Annotated in this window: 15 protein-coding genes; 7 read left to right on the forward strand and 8 right to left on the reverse strand. The window is 69.0% G+C overall.

The features are described from left to right. Positions 1-37: 37 nt before the first annotated feature. Positions 38-625, reverse strand: a complete 588-nt coding sequence (locus tag AC3ARF_RS04630; protein WP_498931753.1) for an N-acetylmuramoyl-L-alanine amidase — start codon at positions 623-625, stop codon at positions 38-40. 111 nt (positions 626-736) lie between these two features. Here AC3ARF_RS04630 and AC3ARF_RS04635 point away from each other — a divergent pair, with 111 nt between their 5' ends. From AC3ARF_RS04635 to AC3ARF_RS04645, 3 genes are all read left to right on the forward strand, one after another. Further along, positions 737-1,261 carry a hypothetical protein gene (locus AC3ARF_RS04635; RefSeq protein ID WP_498930724.1) on the forward strand — a complete coding sequence of 175 codons (525 nt, stop codon included), beginning with the start codon at positions 737-739 and terminating at the stop codon, positions 1,259-1,261. Beyond that, on the forward strand, positions 1,261-3,492 hold the full coding sequence (gene rlmKL, locus AC3ARF_RS04640; RefSeq protein WP_498930726.1) for a bifunctional 23S rRNA (guanine(2069)-N(7))-methyltransferase RlmK/23S rRNA (guanine(2445)-N(2))-methyltransferase RlmL: 2,232 nt from the start codon (positions 1,261-1,263) through the stop codon (positions 3,490-3,492). Before AC3ARF_RS04635 ends, rlmKL begins: the two co-directional genes overlap by 1 nt. Positions 3,493-3,580: 88 nt before the next feature. Next, positions 3,581-4,084: a class I SAM-dependent methyltransferase gene (locus AC3ARF_RS04645; RefSeq protein ID WP_498930728.1), complete on the forward strand. Its 504-nt coding sequence runs from the start codon at positions 3,581-3,583 to the stop codon at positions 4,082-4,084. An 81-nt stretch (positions 4,085-4,165) separates the two neighbouring features. Here the strand turns inward: AC3ARF_RS04645 and AC3ARF_RS04650 are convergent, their stop codons facing one another. The 6 genes from AC3ARF_RS04650 to AC3ARF_RS04675 all read right to left on the reverse strand — a co-directional run bounded on the left by AC3ARF_RS04650 (position 4,166) and on the right by AC3ARF_RS04675 (position 11,075). Further along, positions 4,166-4,606 carry a hypothetical protein gene (locus AC3ARF_RS04650; protein WP_498930730.1) on the reverse strand — a complete coding sequence of 147 codons (441 nt, stop codon included), beginning with the start codon at positions 4,604-4,606 and terminating at the stop codon, positions 4,166-4,168. A gap of 125 nt (positions 4,607-4,731) precedes the next feature. Further along, entirely contained in the window at positions 4,732-5,592 is an 861-nt protein-coding gene (locus AC3ARF_RS04655; RefSeq protein ID WP_498930732.1) for a pirin family protein, read from the reverse strand. A 100-nt stretch (positions 5,593-5,692) separates the two neighbouring features. Continuing rightward, entirely contained in the window at positions 5,693-5,974 is a 282-nt protein-coding gene (locus AC3ARF_RS04660; protein WP_498930734.1) for a hypothetical protein, read from the reverse strand. Between the two features lie 203 nt (positions 5,975-6,177). Further along, positions 6,178-6,687 carry a GNAT family N-acetyltransferase gene (locus AC3ARF_RS04665; RefSeq protein WP_498930736.1) on the reverse strand — a complete coding sequence of 170 codons (510 nt, stop codon included), beginning with the start codon at positions 6,685-6,687 and terminating at the stop codon, positions 6,178-6,180. A gap of 99 nt (positions 6,688-6,786) precedes the next feature. Then, complete coding sequence (gene mfd / locus AC3ARF_RS04670) at positions 6,787-10,305, reverse strand: transcription-repair coupling factor (protein WP_498930738.1); 3,519 nt, start codon at positions 10,303-10,305, stop codon at positions 6,787-6,789. Between the two features lie 215 nt (positions 10,306-10,520). Further along, positions 10,521-11,075, reverse strand: coding sequence for a GNAT family N-acetyltransferase (locus AC3ARF_RS04675; protein ID WP_498930740.1), 555 nt, complete (start codon positions 11,073-11,075; stop codon positions 10,521-10,523). A gap of 52 nt (positions 11,076-11,127) precedes the next feature. Between AC3ARF_RS04675 and chrA the strand changes: the two genes are divergently transcribed. Next, the gene (chrA, locus tag AC3ARF_RS04680) at positions 11,128-12,426 is read left to right on the forward strand and encodes a chromate efflux transporter (RefSeq protein WP_498930742.1); all 1,299 of its coding nucleotides are present in this window, start codon (positions 11,128-11,130) and stop codon (positions 12,424-12,426) included. 30 nt (positions 12,427-12,456) lie between these two features. Here the strand turns inward: chrA and AC3ARF_RS04685 are convergent, their stop codons facing one another. Then, the gene (locus AC3ARF_RS04685) at positions 12,457-13,317 is read right to left on the reverse strand and encodes a 23S rRNA (adenine(2030)-N(6))-methyltransferase RlmJ (RefSeq protein ID WP_498930744.1); all 861 of its coding nucleotides are present in this window, start codon (positions 13,315-13,317) and stop codon (positions 12,457-12,459) included. 68 nt (positions 13,318-13,385) lie between these two features. On the opposite strand from AC3ARF_RS04685, the gene creB reads away from it, so the two are divergent. From creB to creD, 3 genes are all read left to right on the forward strand, one after another. Next, the gene (gene creB / locus AC3ARF_RS04690; RefSeq protein WP_498930746.1) at positions 13,386-14,066 is read left to right on the forward strand and encodes a two-component system response regulator CreB; all 681 of its coding nucleotides are present in this window, start codon (positions 13,386-13,388) and stop codon (positions 14,064-14,066) included. A gap of 7 nt (positions 14,067-14,073) precedes the next feature. Then, positions 14,074-15,528, forward strand: coding sequence for a two-component system sensor histidine kinase CreC (gene creC, locus AC3ARF_RS04695; protein ID WP_498930748.1), 1,455 nt, complete (start codon positions 14,074-14,076; stop codon positions 15,526-15,528). A 176-nt stretch (positions 15,529-15,704) separates the two neighbouring features. After that, positions 15,705-17,027, forward strand: coding sequence for a cell envelope integrity protein CreD (gene creD, locus AC3ARF_RS04700; protein ID WP_498930750.1), 1,323 nt, complete (start codon positions 15,705-15,707; stop codon positions 17,025-17,027). The last annotated feature ends 14 nt before the right edge of the window (positions 17,028-17,041 follow it).

Genomic DNA, 17,041 nt, shown 5'->3' on the forward strand with positions numbered 1-17,041 from the left:
CCGGCGCCAATCCGGGGCGTTGTGCAGGGTGGCCGGGTCAGGGGGGCGTCATCGGGGGCTGCAACCGCTCCAGCGGCACCGCCTGCAGTACCTGCTCCCACGGGAACCGGGGGCCGGGGTCGCGCTTGCGCCGGACCTTGCGCGACGGGTCGTCGCTGGCCTCGACCTCGGTCGTATCCAGGTCCTCGTGGCCGGCGATGAGCCGAAGCCCGGGGTTTTCCGCGCGGAGCCGCTGCAACAACGCGATTAGGGCCTCGATCTGCGCCCCCGGATAGGGCTCGTCCATGGCCTGGTGGCCGGCGGCCAGCCAGTCCGGATAGCGGCCGCGGTTGACCAGTTCGATGCCGATCGAGCGCGGGTTGTAGCCGCGGGTGTGGTGGGCTACACGTTCCACCGACACGTACTGGTGCACGCTGCCATCGCGGTCTACGTAGTAATGGCCGCTGTTGCCGGTGCCCGTCGCCGGGTACAGCTCCTCCTCGCCATATCGGCGGGCCATCGCCAGGTCCGGCAGCTCGGTGCAGTGGATGACCACCAGGTCCACCTGCCGGCGCGGGCGGGCGTCCAGGCGCGCTTCGTAGGGCAGCAGGTCGACGTGGATGGGCAAGGGCGGCAGGTCGGGCAGCATGGGCCGGATGCTACCATTCGCCCCTGCACCGGAGCCTGCCGCGACGCGGCGCCCCCCAGCCCGCTGCCCGTGCCGCAGGCCCGACCTCGTCTTCCAGCCGGACCCTTCATGCGCGGACACTGCATCCTCTCCCACGGTTTCGAAAGCGGTCCCGACGCCACCAAGGTCACGGCGTTGGCCGATGCGGCCGAGCGCGCCGGCTGGACGCACGAACGCCCCGACTACACCGACCTGGACGCCAAGCGTGACGTCACCGATCTGGGCGACGTGCCCGCGCGCCTGCAGCGTCTCCTGGCGCTGACCCGTGCGGCCGCCGCCCGCGGCCCGGTGGTGCTGGCCGGCTCCAGCCTGGGCGCGTACATCTCCGGCCTGGTCTCGCTGCAGGTGCCGCTCGCCGGGCTGTTCCTGATGGCGCCGCCGATCCGCATGGGGAACGCGCAGCCGTTGGTGGCCGCCGCGGTGCCCACGGGCATCATCCACGGCTGGCATGACGAGCTGATCCCCGCCGCGCACGTAGTGGAATGGGCCGCACCACGCGCCGCTCGCCTGCTGCTGGTCGACGATGGCCACCGCCTGTCCGAGCACGTGGACGCGAGTGCCGACGAATTCGCCGCCCTGTTGGTGCGTCTGTGATGAAGTTCTTCGCAAGCTGCGGCAAGGGCCTGGAATACCTGCTCGCCGATGAGCTGGTGGCACTGGGCTGCACCCGCGCCACCGCCACCATGGCTGGCGCCAACGCGGAAGGAACGCTGCACGACGCGCAGCGCGCGGTGATGTGGTCGCGCCTGGCCAGCCGCGTGCTGTGGCCCATCACCGAGTTCGACTGCCCCGACGAACTCGCGCTGTATGCCGGCGTCGCCGCCGTGCCGTGGCCGGAGCACTTGGCCTCCGGTCATACCCTGGCGGTGGATGCGCACGTGTCCGGCACCGCCATCACCCATGCCCGCTATGCGGCGCAGCGGGTGAAGGATGCGGTGGTGGACGTGATGCGCGCGCAGACGGGTGCGCGCCCGGATGTGGATGTCGAAACCCCGGACCTGCGCCTGAATCTGGTGGTGCGCAAGGGGCGCGCCATCCTGTCGATCGACCTGGGCGGTGGCCCGCTGCACCGGCGCGGCTGGCGCCTGAAGCAGGGCGAAGCGCCGCTGAAGGAAAACCTGGCTGCTGCAGTACTGCTGCGCGGCCAGTGGCCCAGGCGCCATGCCGAAGGCGGCGCACTGCTCGACCCGATGTGCGGCAGCGGCACGCTGTTGATCGAAGGCGCCCTGATGGCCGCCGACGTGGCGCCGGGCCTGCTGCGGCACGAAGGCCGTACGCCCACGCGCTGGCGCGGCTTCGACAATGCCGCCTGGAGCGTACTGGTGGACGAGGCCCGCCAGCGCGAAACCGTCGGCCGCGCCGCGCTGAAGCCGGTGTTCTTCGGCAGCGACCTCGACCCGCATGCCATTCGTGCCGCGCGGGACAACGAAGTCATGGCGGGGCTGGTTGGCGTGATCCAGTGGAGCGTGGCCGACGTGTCGCAGCTGCCGTCGCGCGTTCGGGTGGCTGACACATCGGCTTCCACACCTGATGCCGGCGGGCACCCGGCCGCGCTGGTGCCTGCCACCGGCCTGGTGGTCTGCAATCCGCCCTATGACGCGCGCCTGGCCGCAGAGCCGGCGCTGTACCGGGCGCTCGGCGACGCGCTGAAGTCGGCCGTGCCGGAGTGGAGCGCCAGCCTGTTGTGCGGCGATGCAGAACTTGCGCGCGCGACAGGACTGCGCGCCTCAAAGACATACCAACTGTTCAACGGCGCTATCGAGTGCGCGCTGATCGTGGTCGATCCCATCCGCTCCGCGCGCGAGATCGCCCGCGAAGCCGCCGTGGCCGAGGGCACCGCCGAGGTGCGCCCGCTTTCGGAAGGCGCGCAGATGGTGGCCAACCGCCTGCGCAAGAACCTGCGCAAGCTCAAGGCGTGGCGCGAGCGTGAGCAGGTGACCTGCTACCGGGCCTACGACGCCGACCTCCCCGAATATTCGGCAGCCATCGACGTCTACACCACGGATGAACCGACGCCGCGTACCTTCCTGCACGTACAGGAATACGCCGCGCCCGCGACCATCCCCGAACCCGTGCAGCGTCGTCGCCTCAACGAGCTGCTCGCCGCCGCACGCGAGGTGTTCGGCGTGCCGCGCGAGCACGTGGCGGTGAAGACACGTGCCAAGGGCAAGGGCGGCAGCAAGTACGGTCACTTCGACAGCCGCGGCGAGTTCATCGTCGTGCGCGAGGGCGACGTGCGCCTGCGCGTGAACCTGTTCGATTACCTCGATACCGGACTGTTCCTCGACCACCGCCCCATGCGCCTGCGCCTGGCGGAAGAAGCCCCGGACACGCGCTTCCTCAACCTGTTCGCCTACACCGGCGCTGCCACCGTGCACGCGGCCGTGGGCGGCGCGCGCAGCACCACCACCGTGGACCTGTCGGGGACCTACCTGCAGTGGTGCGCCGACAATCTGCAGGAAAACGGCATCGGCGGGCCGCGCCATCGCCTGATCCAGGCCGATGCGATGCGCTGGCTGGACGAGGACGGCGGCGAGTACGACCTGGTGTTCTGCGATCCGCCCACCTTCTCCAACTCCAAGCGTGCCGACGACTTCGACGTGCAGGCCGTGCACGTGACGCTGCTGCGAGCCGCCATGCGGCGGCTCGCGCGCGACGGCGTGCTGTATTTCTCCAATAACTACCGTCGCTTCCGGCTGGACGAGGCCGCGGTGGCCACGTTCGCCGAGTGCGTGGAGATCACGCCGCGCACCATTGCGCTCGACTTCGAGCGCGACGCGCGAATCCATCGCTGTTGGCGACTGCGGCACCCCGGGGCGCGCTGACATGACCCGCAGCCGGCCGCGGCCGCACCGGACGCCCTGGTGGACCTTCTTCCGCCAGTGGCTCCGCAATCCGCGCCGGACTGCGGCCGTGGCACCGTCCAGTGCCGAACTCGCCAAGGCAATGCTGCAAGAGCTACCCCCCAACGCCCGCCGCGTGATTGAACTGGGTGGCGGTACCGGCGCGGTCACCGCCGCACTGCTGGAGGCCGGCATCGGCGTCGACGGCCTGCTGGTGGTGGAGCTCAACGAAGAGCTGCATGCCCACTTGAGCGCGCGCTTCCCACGGGTTCGCATCGTGGAAGGCGACGCAAGCGACCTGTCGCACATCGCGGCCGACTACTTGGCAGCCGGCCCTGCGGATGCCGTGGTGTCCGGGCTGGGACTGCTGTCCATGCCACGCGAACTCCAGCGCGGGGTCATGGCCGCGGCATTCGAGTGCATGCGCGCGGACGGCCGCTTCATCCAGTTCACCTATGGCCCCGCCGCGCCGGTGGCCGAGGACGTGGCGGCCGAACTGGGCTTGCAGGTGCGACGCGGCGCATTCGTTCTGCGCAACGTGCCGCCGGCGACGGTGTATGTCTACACGCGCTGAACGTCGTCCGGGCAGCCTCGGGTTGTCCGGCAACTGATTACCAGGCCGCGTCGACGGACGCGGCCTGGGGTCGTGCGGGCGTCAATTGCTGCTGAGCCGCTCGGTCTGGAAGCGCAGGCCGCGAGCGGTGGCGATTTCTTCCTTGAGCCCATCTGCCGAACTGGCCTGCAGCCAGATGTGGGCCACGCGGCCGTCTGGCAGTTGCACCAGCGTCTCGCGTGTTTCCACGTTGGGCCGGCCGGCAACTTCGCTGCGGTACCAGTAGATGGCGTGGCCATCGATGGTGTCCTGCTCGACGCGGTTGCCACGCTTGGGCTCGAACGGCGCCTTCGCCGCGATGTACACCCCGAATGCCTCCGTGCCATCGGCCCGCAGCGCGCGGCAGAAGTCGGTGCCGGCGCCGGCGCGGTGTTCCCACGCCAGGACCGCGTTATCGGGCAGTTTCGGACAGCCGGCAGCCTCCTGCGCCTGGGCGGCCCCCGCCGCAACCATCAAAGTCAGACAAAGGATTGGCTTGATCATGGTCGTTCCCCCTGGACACAGCCGCGACGCGGCTGTGATTTCGACCATAAAGCACAAATGGGGTCATTGACAAATAGCTAACAATCAGTTTCGGATGCAACCGCCGAGCGGTCGCCCCGCACCGGTCAGCGGTCGGGCAGGGGGATGAACTCGTCATCGCCGGGGACCGGCCCGAAACGGCCTTCGACCCAGTCCAGCTTGGCCTGTTCGATCCGCTCACGGGACGATGAGACGAAGTTCCACCACAGGTGGCGTGGGCCATCCAGCGGCTCGCCGCCCAGCAGCATGGCCTTTACCGGGCTCCGGGCGAACAGCCGGTGGGTGACGCCGGGATCCAGCACCACCAGATGCCGTTCTGGGATGTCGGTGCCGTCCAGTTGCGCGTCGCCCTCCAGCACGTAGAGCGCGCGTTCGGCATGGCCGGCGTCCAGGCGGACCTCCGCGTCCACGTCCAGATCGATGGCCACGTACAGGGTGTCGTTGAACACCTGCACGGGCGATTCCTCGCCGTAGGCGCGGCCGGCCACCACGCGCAGCCAGGCCCCGTCGCGGCGCAGGTGGGGCAGGGTCTCGGCCGAATGGTGGAAGAATGCCGGGGCAACCTCCTCCTGCGACTTCGGCAGTGCCACCCAGGTCTGCATGCCGTGCAGCGGGTGCTCGCCCTCCCGTAGGGCGGCGGGGGTGCGTTCGGAATGGGCGATGCCGCGGCCGGCGGTCATCCAGTTCACGTCCCCGGGACTGATGTCCTGCAGGCTGCCGAGCGTGTCGCGGTGGGTGATGGTGCCGGACCAGAGGAAGGTGACCGTGGCCAGGCCGATATGTGGGTGCGGCCGCACGTCGATGCCGTGGCCGGGCTCGAACACGGCCGGTCCCATGTGGTCCACGAAGACGAACGGCCCGACCGAGCGCGCCTGCAGGCTGGGCACCGCGCGGCGCACCTGGAAACCGCCGAGGTCATGGACGCGGGGGACGATGATCGTGGTCATGGCACTGCTCCGTCGGGGAGACGGACAGGATGACACCATGCGCGCACGGTTGCCGCCACTGCAAAGGAACGCTGCGTTCCCAGCCGCGGAGCGGAGGTGGTCAGGGTCGCGCGGGGTCGATCTGGACGGTGGCCTTGGGGTGCTCGCCGAATTCCAGCGCCAGGATGCGCAGGGTGAACGCGCCGACCGGCGCCATCGGCGCCTCGGGCAGGTTGAGGGTGAAGCGTCGCGCGTCGCCCCCGGCCGGCCGATGCTCGAACACCACGTCGGCATCGCCTGCGCGGATGCACTGGACCTTCGGCGGGCAGCGTGAGTCCGCGGCCACCGTCACGTAGGTGAGGGCCGACTGGTCCGGCAACACGGCCCGCTGGCCCGGTGCCATAACCGTCGGCGTGCCGCTAACCATGCGTGGCGGAGAGGTCGCACAGCCTGCAAGGGCGGTGGTTGCAAGCAAGGCGGAGCCGAGGACGAGGAGGGGACGGCGCAACGTGCGGGCGGCATTGGGCATCGGGGTTCCGGCGAGGCAGTGAGGACATCCGAAGGGGTGGACCGTGGACCACGCCGTGCGCGCGTGGCTTGGTGATCCTACGCGGCAGTCCAGCCGAACAGCTTCACCTCATCGTCGCGGGACAGCGACAGCATCTGCTCGAAGCGGAAGCCGAGGCTTTCCAGTAGCCGCGCGGAGCTGGCGTTGCCCGGCGAGGTGATGGCGACCACCCGCTGCAGTCCGAAGTCGCGCGCGGCGTGCTCCAGTGTCGCGTGCGCGGCCTCGCGCGCGTAGCCCTGGCCCCAGTACTGCGGCAGCAGCGCGTAGCCGATGTCCACGTCGTCCAGCGTGTCGCGCTTGATCAGGCCACACATGCCCATCGCCGTGCCGTCGTCGGCGCGCTCGATGCAATACAGGCCAAAGCCGTGGTCCTCGTACATCGCCAGCGGGCCGTTGCGCAGGTAGTCGCGCGCGCCGTCCAGGTCATGCACGCCCTTGTCGCCGATGTTCTCCAGCCACGAAGGCTGGTTCACCAGGTCGAGGATGAAAGGTGCGTCATCCAGAGTGAGGCGACGCAGGCGCAGGCGGTCGGTGGTGAGGGGCGTCAAGGCCGGGGCTCCAGAGAGAGGAGGACACAGCATACGGCGCGCGGGGCTGGGCCCGCGCAGCGGGGGGGCCGCGTCGGGCGTGCCGCCGCCGAAGCGCGATCAGCCGGGCTGAAGCGTTGTGAACAGCCCGCGCGCCGCATTGAGCCGCGCCGCCGCGTCGGGCAGCTCCAGCTTCAACCGCAGCTTGTCCGGCCCGTCCATCTGGTAGAGCTTGGGTTGGCCCTGGATCATGCGGATGATCGCCATCGGGTCCACGTTGGGCTTCTCCACGAACTGGATGCGACCGCCGGTGGCGCCGATGTCCAGTTTGCGGATGCCCAGCGCGGTGGCCTGCAGCTTCAGTTCCGCGACCGCGAACAGGTGCTTGGCCGGATCGGGGAGCAGGCCGAAGCGGTCGATCATCTCCACCTGCAGTTCGCGCAGTTCCTCTGGGTTGCGCGCGCCGCTGATGCGCTTGTACAGGGTGAGGCGTGTGTGCACGTCGGGCAGGTACTCGTCGGGGATCAGCGCGGGCACATGCAGCTCGACGTCTGCGCCGCGCGCCTCGTGTCCGTCCACGTCCGGCAGCTTGCCCTGCTTGATGGAGTTGACCGCGCGTTCCAGCAGTTCGGTGTACAGGCTGAAGCCTACTTCGGCCATCTGTCCGCTCTGGTCCTCGCCCAGCAGTTCGCCGGCGCCGCGGATTTCCAGGTCGTGCGTGGCGAGGGTGAAGCCGGCGCCCAGTTCGTCCATGGCGGCGATAGCCTCCAGGCGCTTTCGCGCGTCGGAGGTGATCGACTTCTTGTCCGGCACCACGAGGTAGGCGTACGCGCGGTGGTGGCTGCGGCCGACGCGCCCGCGCAACTGGTGCAACTGCGCCAGGCCGAACTTGTCGGCGCGGTTGATAACGATGGTGTTGGCGTTGGGGATGTCGATGCCCGACTCGATGATGGTCGAGGCCAGCAACACATTGAAGCGCTGCTTGTGGAAGTCGAGCATCACCCGCTCCAGCTCGCGCTCCGGCATCTGGCCGTGGGCCACGCCGATGCGCGCCTCCGGCACCAGCTCCTCCAGCTGGCGCTGCATGCGGCCGATGCTCTCCACGTCGTTGTGCAGGAAGTACATCTGGCCGCCGCGCGACAGCTCGCGCTGGAAAGCCTCGCGGAGCTGCGCGTCGTCCCACGGCACCACGAAGGTCTGCACCGCCAGACGATGCGCCGGCGGAGTAGCAATAATGCTCAGGTCACGCAGGCCGGCCATCGCCATGTTGAGCGTGCGCGGGATGGGGGTGGCGGTGAGGGTAAGCAGGTGCACGTTGGCGCGCAGTGCCTTCAGGGCCTCCTTCTGCCGCACGCCGAAGCGTTGTTCCTCGTCCACGATCACCAGGCCGAGGTCCTTGAAACGCACGTCCGGCTGCAGCAGGCGGTGGGTGCCGACGATCACGTCGATCTTGCCCTCGGCCACCTTGGCCAGTTCGGCCTCGATTTCCTTCTTGGATTTGAAGCGCGACAGCACCTCCACCTTCAACGGCCAGTCGGCGAAACGGTCGCGGAAGTTGCGGTAGTGCTGCTCCGCCAGGAGGGTGGTGGGCACCAGCACGGCCACCTGCTTGCCACCTGCGGCAGCCACGAATGCCGCACGCACCGCTACTTCGGTCTTGCCGAAGCCCACGTCGCCGCAAACCACCCGGTCCATCGGCTGGCTGGAGCCGAGGTCGCGGATCACCGCTTCGATGGAGGCGTGCTGGTCGGGCGTCTCCTCGAACGGAAACGCCGCGGCGAACGGCTCGTACATCGCCCGGTCGACGTCGATGGCCAGCCCCGCGCGCGCTTGGCGCTTGGCCTGGATCTCCAGCAATTCGGCGGCCACGTCGCGCACCTTCTCGGCCGCCTTGCGCTTGGCCTTGGTCCACTGCTCGCCGCCCAGCGAGTGCAGCGGCGCTGTCTCCGGCGAGGCGCCGGAGTAGCGGTTGATCAGGTGCAGTTGCGCGACCGGCACGTACAGGCGGTCGCCCTTGGCATATTCGATCTCGAGGTATTCGCCCTTCTCGCCACCGGCCTCGAGCACGATCAGGCCGCGGTAGCGCCCGACGCCGTGGTCCTCGTGGACGATGGGTGCGCCCTCGCTCAGTTCGCCCAGGTCGCGGATGATCGCTTCCGGCTCGCGGCCCGCGCGCTTGCGGCGGCGTGGCTGCGCGGCGCGGTCGGGGAAGAGCTGGCGCTCGGTGAGTACCGCGATGGCGGGCGCGTCGATGGCGAAGCCGTCATCGAACGGCGCGACGGCGATGGCGAAGCGCGGGGCGGTGCCCGGGGCTTGGCCCTCGGGGCGAACTGCGGACGTGCCGCCATCGAAAGGCGTTGCTGCCGCAAACGTGGCCCAATCGGCCAGCACGGTCGGCTGCAGTTCGGCCGCCGCCATGAGCTCAAGCAGTGCCTCGCGGCGGCCCGGCGAGTCCGCCGCCACCAGCACGCGACCGGGATAGCTGCCCAGGAAGGACTTCAGCGCAGCCCCGGGCACGGCGTCTTTCGCCGCGATCGGCAGCGTCGGCGCCGGCTGGTCACCGAGCGCATGGGCGCGTTCGCGCTGTGGGTGGCCTTCCCCACACACTTCGACACGATCGCCCTGGTTGAGCCGCTCGCGTAGCTGCTGCGGCGAGAGGTACAGCGCATCCGGCGGCAGGATGGGGCGCTCGATGTCGTGGCGGCGCTGCTCGTAGCGCTCGCCGGTCTGGTGCCAGAACTGGTCGGCGGCATCCAGCGCGCCATCGGCGATCACCGGTAGCGCAGATGTGGCCAGGTAATCGAACAGGGTGGAGGTCTGCTCGAAGAACAGCGGCAGGTAGTACTCGATGCCTGCCGGCGCAGCGCCGGCCTTCAAGTCCTGGTACAGCGCGCTGCGCCGGGTATCCAGATCGAAGCGCTCGCGCAGGCCGTCCATTGCGCGCTTGAGCGCGGCTTCGTCCAGCGGTACCTCGCGGCCCGGCAGCAGCTTGACCGCATCGATCTTGTCCAGCGAACGCTGCGATTCGGGATCGAAGCCGCGGATGGTGTCGATCTCGTCGTCCAGCAACTCCACCCGGAACGGCATGTCCGCGCCCATCGGGTAGACGTCGAGCAGGCCGCCGCGCACGGCAAAGTCACCCGGGTCCAGCACCTGCGGCACGTTGCGATAGCCAGCCGATTCCAACCTGCGCTTCTCCGCGTCCAGGTCCAGGCGCTGGCCCACGCGCACGTCGAAGCTGCCGCCCACCAGGTGCCGCACCGGCGCCAACCGCTGCAGCAGCGAATGCACGGGGACCACCACGATGCCGCGCTGCAGCGAGGGCAGGCGGTGCAAGGCCGCCAGACGCTGCGAGACGATGTCCGGGTGGGGGCTGAAGATGTCGTACGGCAGGGTCTCCCAGTCGGGGAACGCCAGTACCGCGATGTCCGCCTGCCCTGCCAGCAGTGTGTGCAGGTCGGACTCCAGCTGGTGCGCGCTGTGGTTGTCCTTGGCGACCACCAGCAACGGCCCCGCATGCGCCGCGGCGGCGGTCGCCAGATGGAAGGCCAGCGCCGACGGTGAGGCCGGCTGCTTCCACCAGGCGCGGGCCTGGCCCGGCTTCGGCAGGGGCGGGGTGGGGAAACGCGGTTTGGACATCAGGTGCAATCCCGGGAAAACATCAGCGTCGCCGGCGGACTGGCCGCCAGCGTCAAAGTCGCCAGTTTACGCGAGCGGGTCTGGTGGACCGCCGTCAATGGAGGCCGCGGACGCCAATGGGCTGCCGGGGTAAGGGGCATGCGGACACCAGCGGGCTGCCGGGAATCAGGGCGTGCCGTGGTCTGGTGGGCCGTGGCCCCGGGAGTGTAGTGGCCTCAGTCGTCCTTCGCGTCGTTCAGGTTCAGCACCACGCGCACGAGACCGGGAGCATCCTGCTGGAACTCCCGCTTGAACCCGAGCGACTCCGCCAGTTGCAGCATGGGCAGGTTGTGCTCGAACACGTCGCCGTAGATGCGCTCGACCTTCTTGCCGCGCGCCCATTTCACCAGCCGGGTCATCAGGTAGCGCCCCAGGCCCATGTGCGAAATGAAGTGACTGACCAGGATCGCGTACTCGGCGTCCTTGCCGTTGTCATCGATGGCGATGCGCGCGACCGCGCCTACCAAGGCTTCGCCCGGCGGCAGCGGCTCGGCCGCGACGAGGGCGAACTCGGTTTTCGGATTGAGGCGGGTGAAGCGATCCGCCATCTCCGAGGTGAGTTCGGTCAGCGAGTACAGGAACCGCTGCCGGACCTCTTCGGGTTGCAGCAAGCCGAAGCTGGCACGAATCGGCTCGGCGTCCTCCGGACGGATCGGACGGATGAGCACTTCGCGACGATTGGGGAGCACGATGCGTTCGTGCCAGGGGGGGAGTCGTTCTCGCGCAGCCATGGGCGGATATTGGCACACTAGGGTTAATCCGATCTTCATCTGGTGCTTACACATGGAAGGCGTTGGACCGCCGGTCCCGGACGGGGTGTCATCGCCTACCTTCGCCCAGGCATTGCGCTTCTGGCTGGTCCTGGGGTGGATCAGTTTCGGTGGGCCCGCGGGGCAGATCGCGATCATGCACACAGAGCTGGTCGACAAGCGCCGCTGGGTGGATGAAGCCACCTTCCTGCGCGGGCTGAACTTCTGCATGTTGCTGCCGGGGCCCGAGGCGATGCAGTTGGCCACGTGGCTCGGTTGGCGGCTGCACGGCATGCGCGGGGGCGTGGTCGCCGGGACCCTGTTCGTGCTGCCGGCAGCCGTGCTGTTGGCGGGATTGGCGTGGGCGTACATGCGCTTTGGCGACGTGCCTGGGGTGGCGGGCGTGGTCTTTGGCCTGCAGGCCGCCGTGCTGGGCCTGATCGTGCATGCCGTGCAGCGGGTCGGCACTCGCGTGCTGCGCACGCCATTCGCACTGACATTGGCCCTGCTGGCCCTGGTAGCCATTGGCTGGCTGCGGTGGCCGTTTCCCCTGCTGCTGCTCGCGTCGGCCTTGGCCGGTTGGGTCGTCTCGCGCTGGCGGCCCGGCTGGTTGGCTGGAATGGGGCATGCGACCCTCTTGGCCCCGGTCACCATGGGCGTGCGGGCGTCAGGCGTGACGGCACTGCGCACCGGCCTTATCTGCGCACTGCTGTGGCTGGCGCCCATCGCGCTATTGGGTACGACCCTGGGTTGGGACAGCACCGCGTTCGGCATGGGCGTGTTCTTCAGCAAGGCGGCGCTGGTGACCGTGGGCGGCGCGTATGCGGTGTTGCCTTACGTGGCCGAGCAGGCCGTGAATCAGCACGGTTGGCTCAATGCGACCCAGATGTTGGCGGGGCTGGGGCTGGCCGAGACCACGCCGGGACCGCTGATCCTGGTACTCGAATTCGTGGGCTTCGTCGGCGGATGGCAGCATCCGGACTTGGCCTCACCGCTGGCGTCGGCACTGCTGGGGGCGGCGGTGACGCTGTGGGCCACTTTCCTGCCCAGCTTCCTGTTCGTGCTGACCGCGGCACCGTGGATCGAGCGCATCGCAACGTGGCGTTGGACGGCGGCGATGCTTGCGGGCATCACTGCCGCCGTCGTCGGCGTGATCGCCAGCCTGGCGCTCTGGTTTGGCTGGCGGCTCGGCATGTCGCAGTCCTGGCAGGAGAACGTCCTGGCCGGCGCGATCGCGCTGCTGGCATACCTGGGCCTGGCACGCTGGCGCTGGCCGGTGCCGCTGGTGGTAGCCGGGGCGGCCCTCACGGGATGGATGGTGCAGTCGCTGTAGCGGCCGGGCAGGCGCCGACTCCCGGCAGTCTCAGCGCTCGGTCTTCAGCCACTCCACGCGTGCACTCGCGCCGGCGGTTTCCGCCAGCACCTTGGCCACCTTCGCCAATGCCGGCTTGAGCTGCTGGTCCAGCTGCCACGGCGGATTGACCACCAGCATGCCGCTGCCGTTCATGCGCAGCGGCGAATCGTCTTCGCGCACCATCAGTTCGGCCAGCAGCGACGATTTCGCCGGCAGCGTCGCGGCGCGACGGAAGAACGGCTGCAGCGCGCGCCGCAGCTTGATCGGATACCACACGGCGAAAATGCCCTGCGGCCAGCGGGTCAAAGCGTCGCGCAGTCCGCCGATGATCGCGTCGAACTCATCCAACTGCGCTTCGTAAGGCGGGTCCACCAGCACCAGGCCGCGCGCGAACTTCACCGCACCGATCCGGGGGGGCAACATGGCCTTCATGGCTGCGTAGCCGTCACGCTCGTGCACGGCCACGCGGGGTTCACGGGCGAAATTGGCCTTGAGCTGGCCGGCTTCTTCGGGGTGCAGCTCGCAGGCGGCGATGCGGTCCTGTTCGCGCAGGGCGTGCGCCAACAGCCAGGGTGAGCCCGGGTAGGCGGCCGCGCCGTGCTCGTTGCGGCAGGCGCGCACGGCTTGCAGGTAGCGCTGCACCAGCGGGTCGGCGGGGGCTTCGGCCGCCAGCCGGCCAATGCCACCCTGGGCCTCGCCGGTGCGCTGGGCGGAGTTGCTGTCCAGCGCGTACAGGCCGCGTCCGGCGTGGGTGTCGAGGGCGAAAACCGGCGCCGGCTTGGCGGTCAGCGCATCGCAAAGGGCCAGCACGGTCAGGTGCTTGAGGACGTCGGCGTGGTTGCCGGCATGGAACGCGTGGCGATAGTTCATGCGCATAGGGTAGCCCGTCGACCGCCGGGCTTGCTCTAATGCGGGCATACCCACCGCCGAGGGCCACGATGCCGCGGATCCTGCTGGTCGAAGATGAGGCGGCGATCGCCGAGACCGTGGTGTACGCCCTGCGTGCCGATGGCCTGGCCGTTTCCCATTGCCTGACCGCTGGCGATGCGCTGCGCCTGGCGGGCACGGAAGGCTTCGATCTGGCCATCCTCGACGTGGGCCTGCCCGACATGGGCGGGTTCGCACTCTGCCGAGAGCTGAGGCGTGCGCGGGACCTGCCGGTGATCTTCCTGACCGCGCAGGCGGCCGAGGCGGACCGTGTCCTCGGGCTGGAGATCGGCGCGGACGACTACGTGGCCAAACCGTTCTCGTTGCGCGAGCTGGTGGCGCGGGTGCGGGTGGTGCTCCGGCGCACGCAGGCACCCACGCAGAATGGTTGCCATGCCGTCGCCGGGTTTGAACATGACACCGAAGGGCATCGCATCCGTTACCGCGGGCGTGCGCTGGATTTGACGCGCTACGAATACGGCCTGCTGGCGCAATTGCTGCACCGTCCCGGTGCGGTGCTGTCGCGTGCACAGCTGATGGACCGGGTGTGGGGTGACTCGCTGGAAAGCAGTGACCGCACCATCGACACCCACATCAAGACCTTGCGAGCCAAACTGCGCATGGTGGATTCTGAAGCGCCCGACCCGATCCGGACGCATCGCGGGCTGGGCTATTCGCTGGTGGTGGACTGACGTCGCCGTGAAGATCGGTCTACGGATCTTCCTCGGATACTTCCTCGTCGTCGCGATGGCGGCGCTGCTGCTGGGGCGCGTGTTCGTCGCCGAGGTCAAGCCCGGCGTGCGCCAGGCGATGGAAGACACGCTGGTGGACACGGCCAACGTGCTGGCCGAGTTGGCCACCGATGACCTGCTCGCGGGCCGGATCAATGACGGTCGTTTCGCCAGCCGGTTGCGGGGCTTGTCCGGCCGGGATTTTGGCGCGCAGATCTGGGGCTTCCAGAAGCGCGCGAGCCAATACCGGGTCTACGTGACCAATGCCAACGGCGTGGTGGTGTTCGATACCGACGCACGGGACGGCCACCCCGGCGCGTTGGGCAAGGACTACTCGCGCTGGAATGACGTCTACCTGACACTGCAGGGGCGCTACGGCGCACGCTCGACCCTGGCCGACCCGAACGACCCGGACTCCAGCGTGATGCACGTGGCCGCGCCGATTCGCGATGGCCAGGGCAGGATCGCGGGCGTACTGACCGTGGCCAAGCCGAATCGCTCCATCGCGCCCTTCATAGAGCGCAGCCAGCTCAAGGTGCTGCGCTGGGGCATGGTGCTGATGGGGGTGTCGCTGCTGATCGGGCTGCTGGCGGCGTGGTGGTTGTCCCGCCAACTTGGTCGCTTGCGCCGCTACGCACAAGCCGCCACCGCCGGTGAGCGCGTCGTGTTGCCGGCCGTGCCCGGTGAGTTTGGAGAACTGGGGCGCGCGCTGGAGACGATGCGCGCCCGCCTGGACGGCAAGCAGTACGTGGAGCACTACGTGCACACCCTGGCGCACGAGTTGAAGGCACCCCTGGCGGCGATCCGCGGCAGCGCCGAGCTGCTGGAGGCTCCGTTGGCGGAGGCCGACCGCGCCCGCTTCGTCGGCAACATCCGCGGGCAGGGGGAGCGGATGGCGCAGATGATCGACAAGTTGCTCGCGCTTGCGGCTGTCGAGCACCGCCAACGACTGGAGCGGCCGGAACTGGTGGCGCTGTCGGCCCTCGCGCAGGACGTGCTGGAGGAGTGCGGCACCCGCGGGGCGAAGGGCGAAGGACGAATTCGCCTGTCGTTGCCATCGACCGAGTTGACCGTGCTCGGGGATGCCTTCCTGCTGCGCCAGGCCCTGCACAACCTCGTCGAGAATGCACTCGATTTCTCGCCGCCCGGCGGCGTGGTCGAGGTGCATCTGCAGCCCGCCGCCGGGCGCGCGCGCTTCGAAGTGCTCGATCGCGGCCCTGGCGTGCCCGATTACGCACGCGAACGGGTGTTCGAACGCTTTTATTCCCTGCCGCGCCCCGACGGGGGCAGCCGCAGTAGCGGCCTGGGCCTGTGTTTCGTCTCGGAGGTCGCGGATCTTCACGGCGGGCACGCGTCACTGGACAACCGCGAAGGGGGCGGGGCAGTCGCCACGCTTGAGCTGCCGTTGGCGTCGCAGGGATGAGCTGACGCCGCGGCGACGCACGCGCCCGCCCCAGCGCCTCACCACATTGTCACCTTGCCGGGCGATGCGTGTCGCCCAGCCGAGTGACGCGCACTTCACTCCCACTTCACCGTCGCGACATCGGCCGCGCACCGACAGCCCTGATCCTGACTGCCAAACCACGCAAGGAGCGGGACATGCGGTTCTGGATCAAGTTGGCTTTTGTCTTCGCGATGACACTGGCGATCCTGGTGCCGTTGGCGCTGATCGATGGCGTCATCGACGACCGGCAGCGCAATCGGGCCGAGGCGGTGGAGCAGATCTCAGGAACCTTTGCTGCGGCGCAGGTGTTCGGCGGGCCAGTCCTGGTCATCCCATACACCGAATCGGTGGAAGTCGATGCTGCCCATGCGGACGGCGGCCCGCGCAAGATGCGCCGCGACGAGCAGCGACAGTGGATCTTCTTCCCGGACACGGTGGAGGTGGGTGGGCCGATCAAGCCGTCCACCCGGCGGTTGGGACTGCATGCGGTGCGGGTTTACGAGTGGGCGGGGCGGGCCGACGCGCGCTTTTCCTTCGACATTCCAGCCGCAACCGATCCCGTGGCCAACCGCCGCATTGGTCGGCCGTGGTTGAGCTACGGCATCGCCGATGTGCGCGGGCTGGTGGGGACACCGCGACTAAGCGTGAACGGCGCGCCGGTCGCGGTCCTGCAGGGGCAGGGTGCCCGCGATGGTTCCGGCCTGCATGCAAGGCTGCCCGCGCCGTTGCCCGGGTCCCGGATGCAGCTGACGACGCGCCTGGACCTGGTATTGGGCGGCACGGAATCGTTGTCCCTGGCGCCCATGGGCCAGCAGAATCGCTTCGCGCTGGCCTCCAGCTGGCCGCATCCGCGACTGGCCGGCAAGTTCCCCGCGCGCCAGCCGCGCATCGGCGCCGACGGGTTCTCTGCCCATTGGGAGATATCCGCATTGGCGGCGGATGCGCAGCGCCAGTACCTCGGCGGGCGAAGCCTGACCAGTGGGGTCGATGCCGTCAGCGTCTCCCTGGTCGATCCGGTCAACGCGTACACGCAGGCCGATCGCGCCATCAAGTACGGCATCCTGTTCGTGCTGCTGACATTCGTCGGCTTCTTCATGCTGGAGTTGCTGCTGCAGTTGCGCATCCACCCCATCCAGTACGGGCTGGTCGGGCTCGCGCTGTCGATCTTCTTCCTGCTGCTGGTCAGCTTGAGCGAACATGTTGCGTTTGCCTTGGCCTATGCGCTGGCGAGTGCCGCATGCGTGGGCCTGATCGGGTATTACCTGTGCCACGTCCTGGGCAGCGTCCTGCGCGGTGGAGGGTTCGCCCTGATGCTCGGCGCGCTGTATGCCGCCTTGTTTGGCCTGCTGATCTCCGAGGACAATGCGTTGCTGATGGGTTCGCTGCTGCTGTTCGCGATCCTGGCCGCCATCATGATCGCCACCCGCAAGGTGGACTGGTACCGGGCGGGCGCCACGGCCCCCCTCGCCGCCGCCTGACCTAGAATCCCCGC

The sequence above is a fragment of the Lysobacter sp. KACC 24251 genome (genome assembly GCF_057747755.1).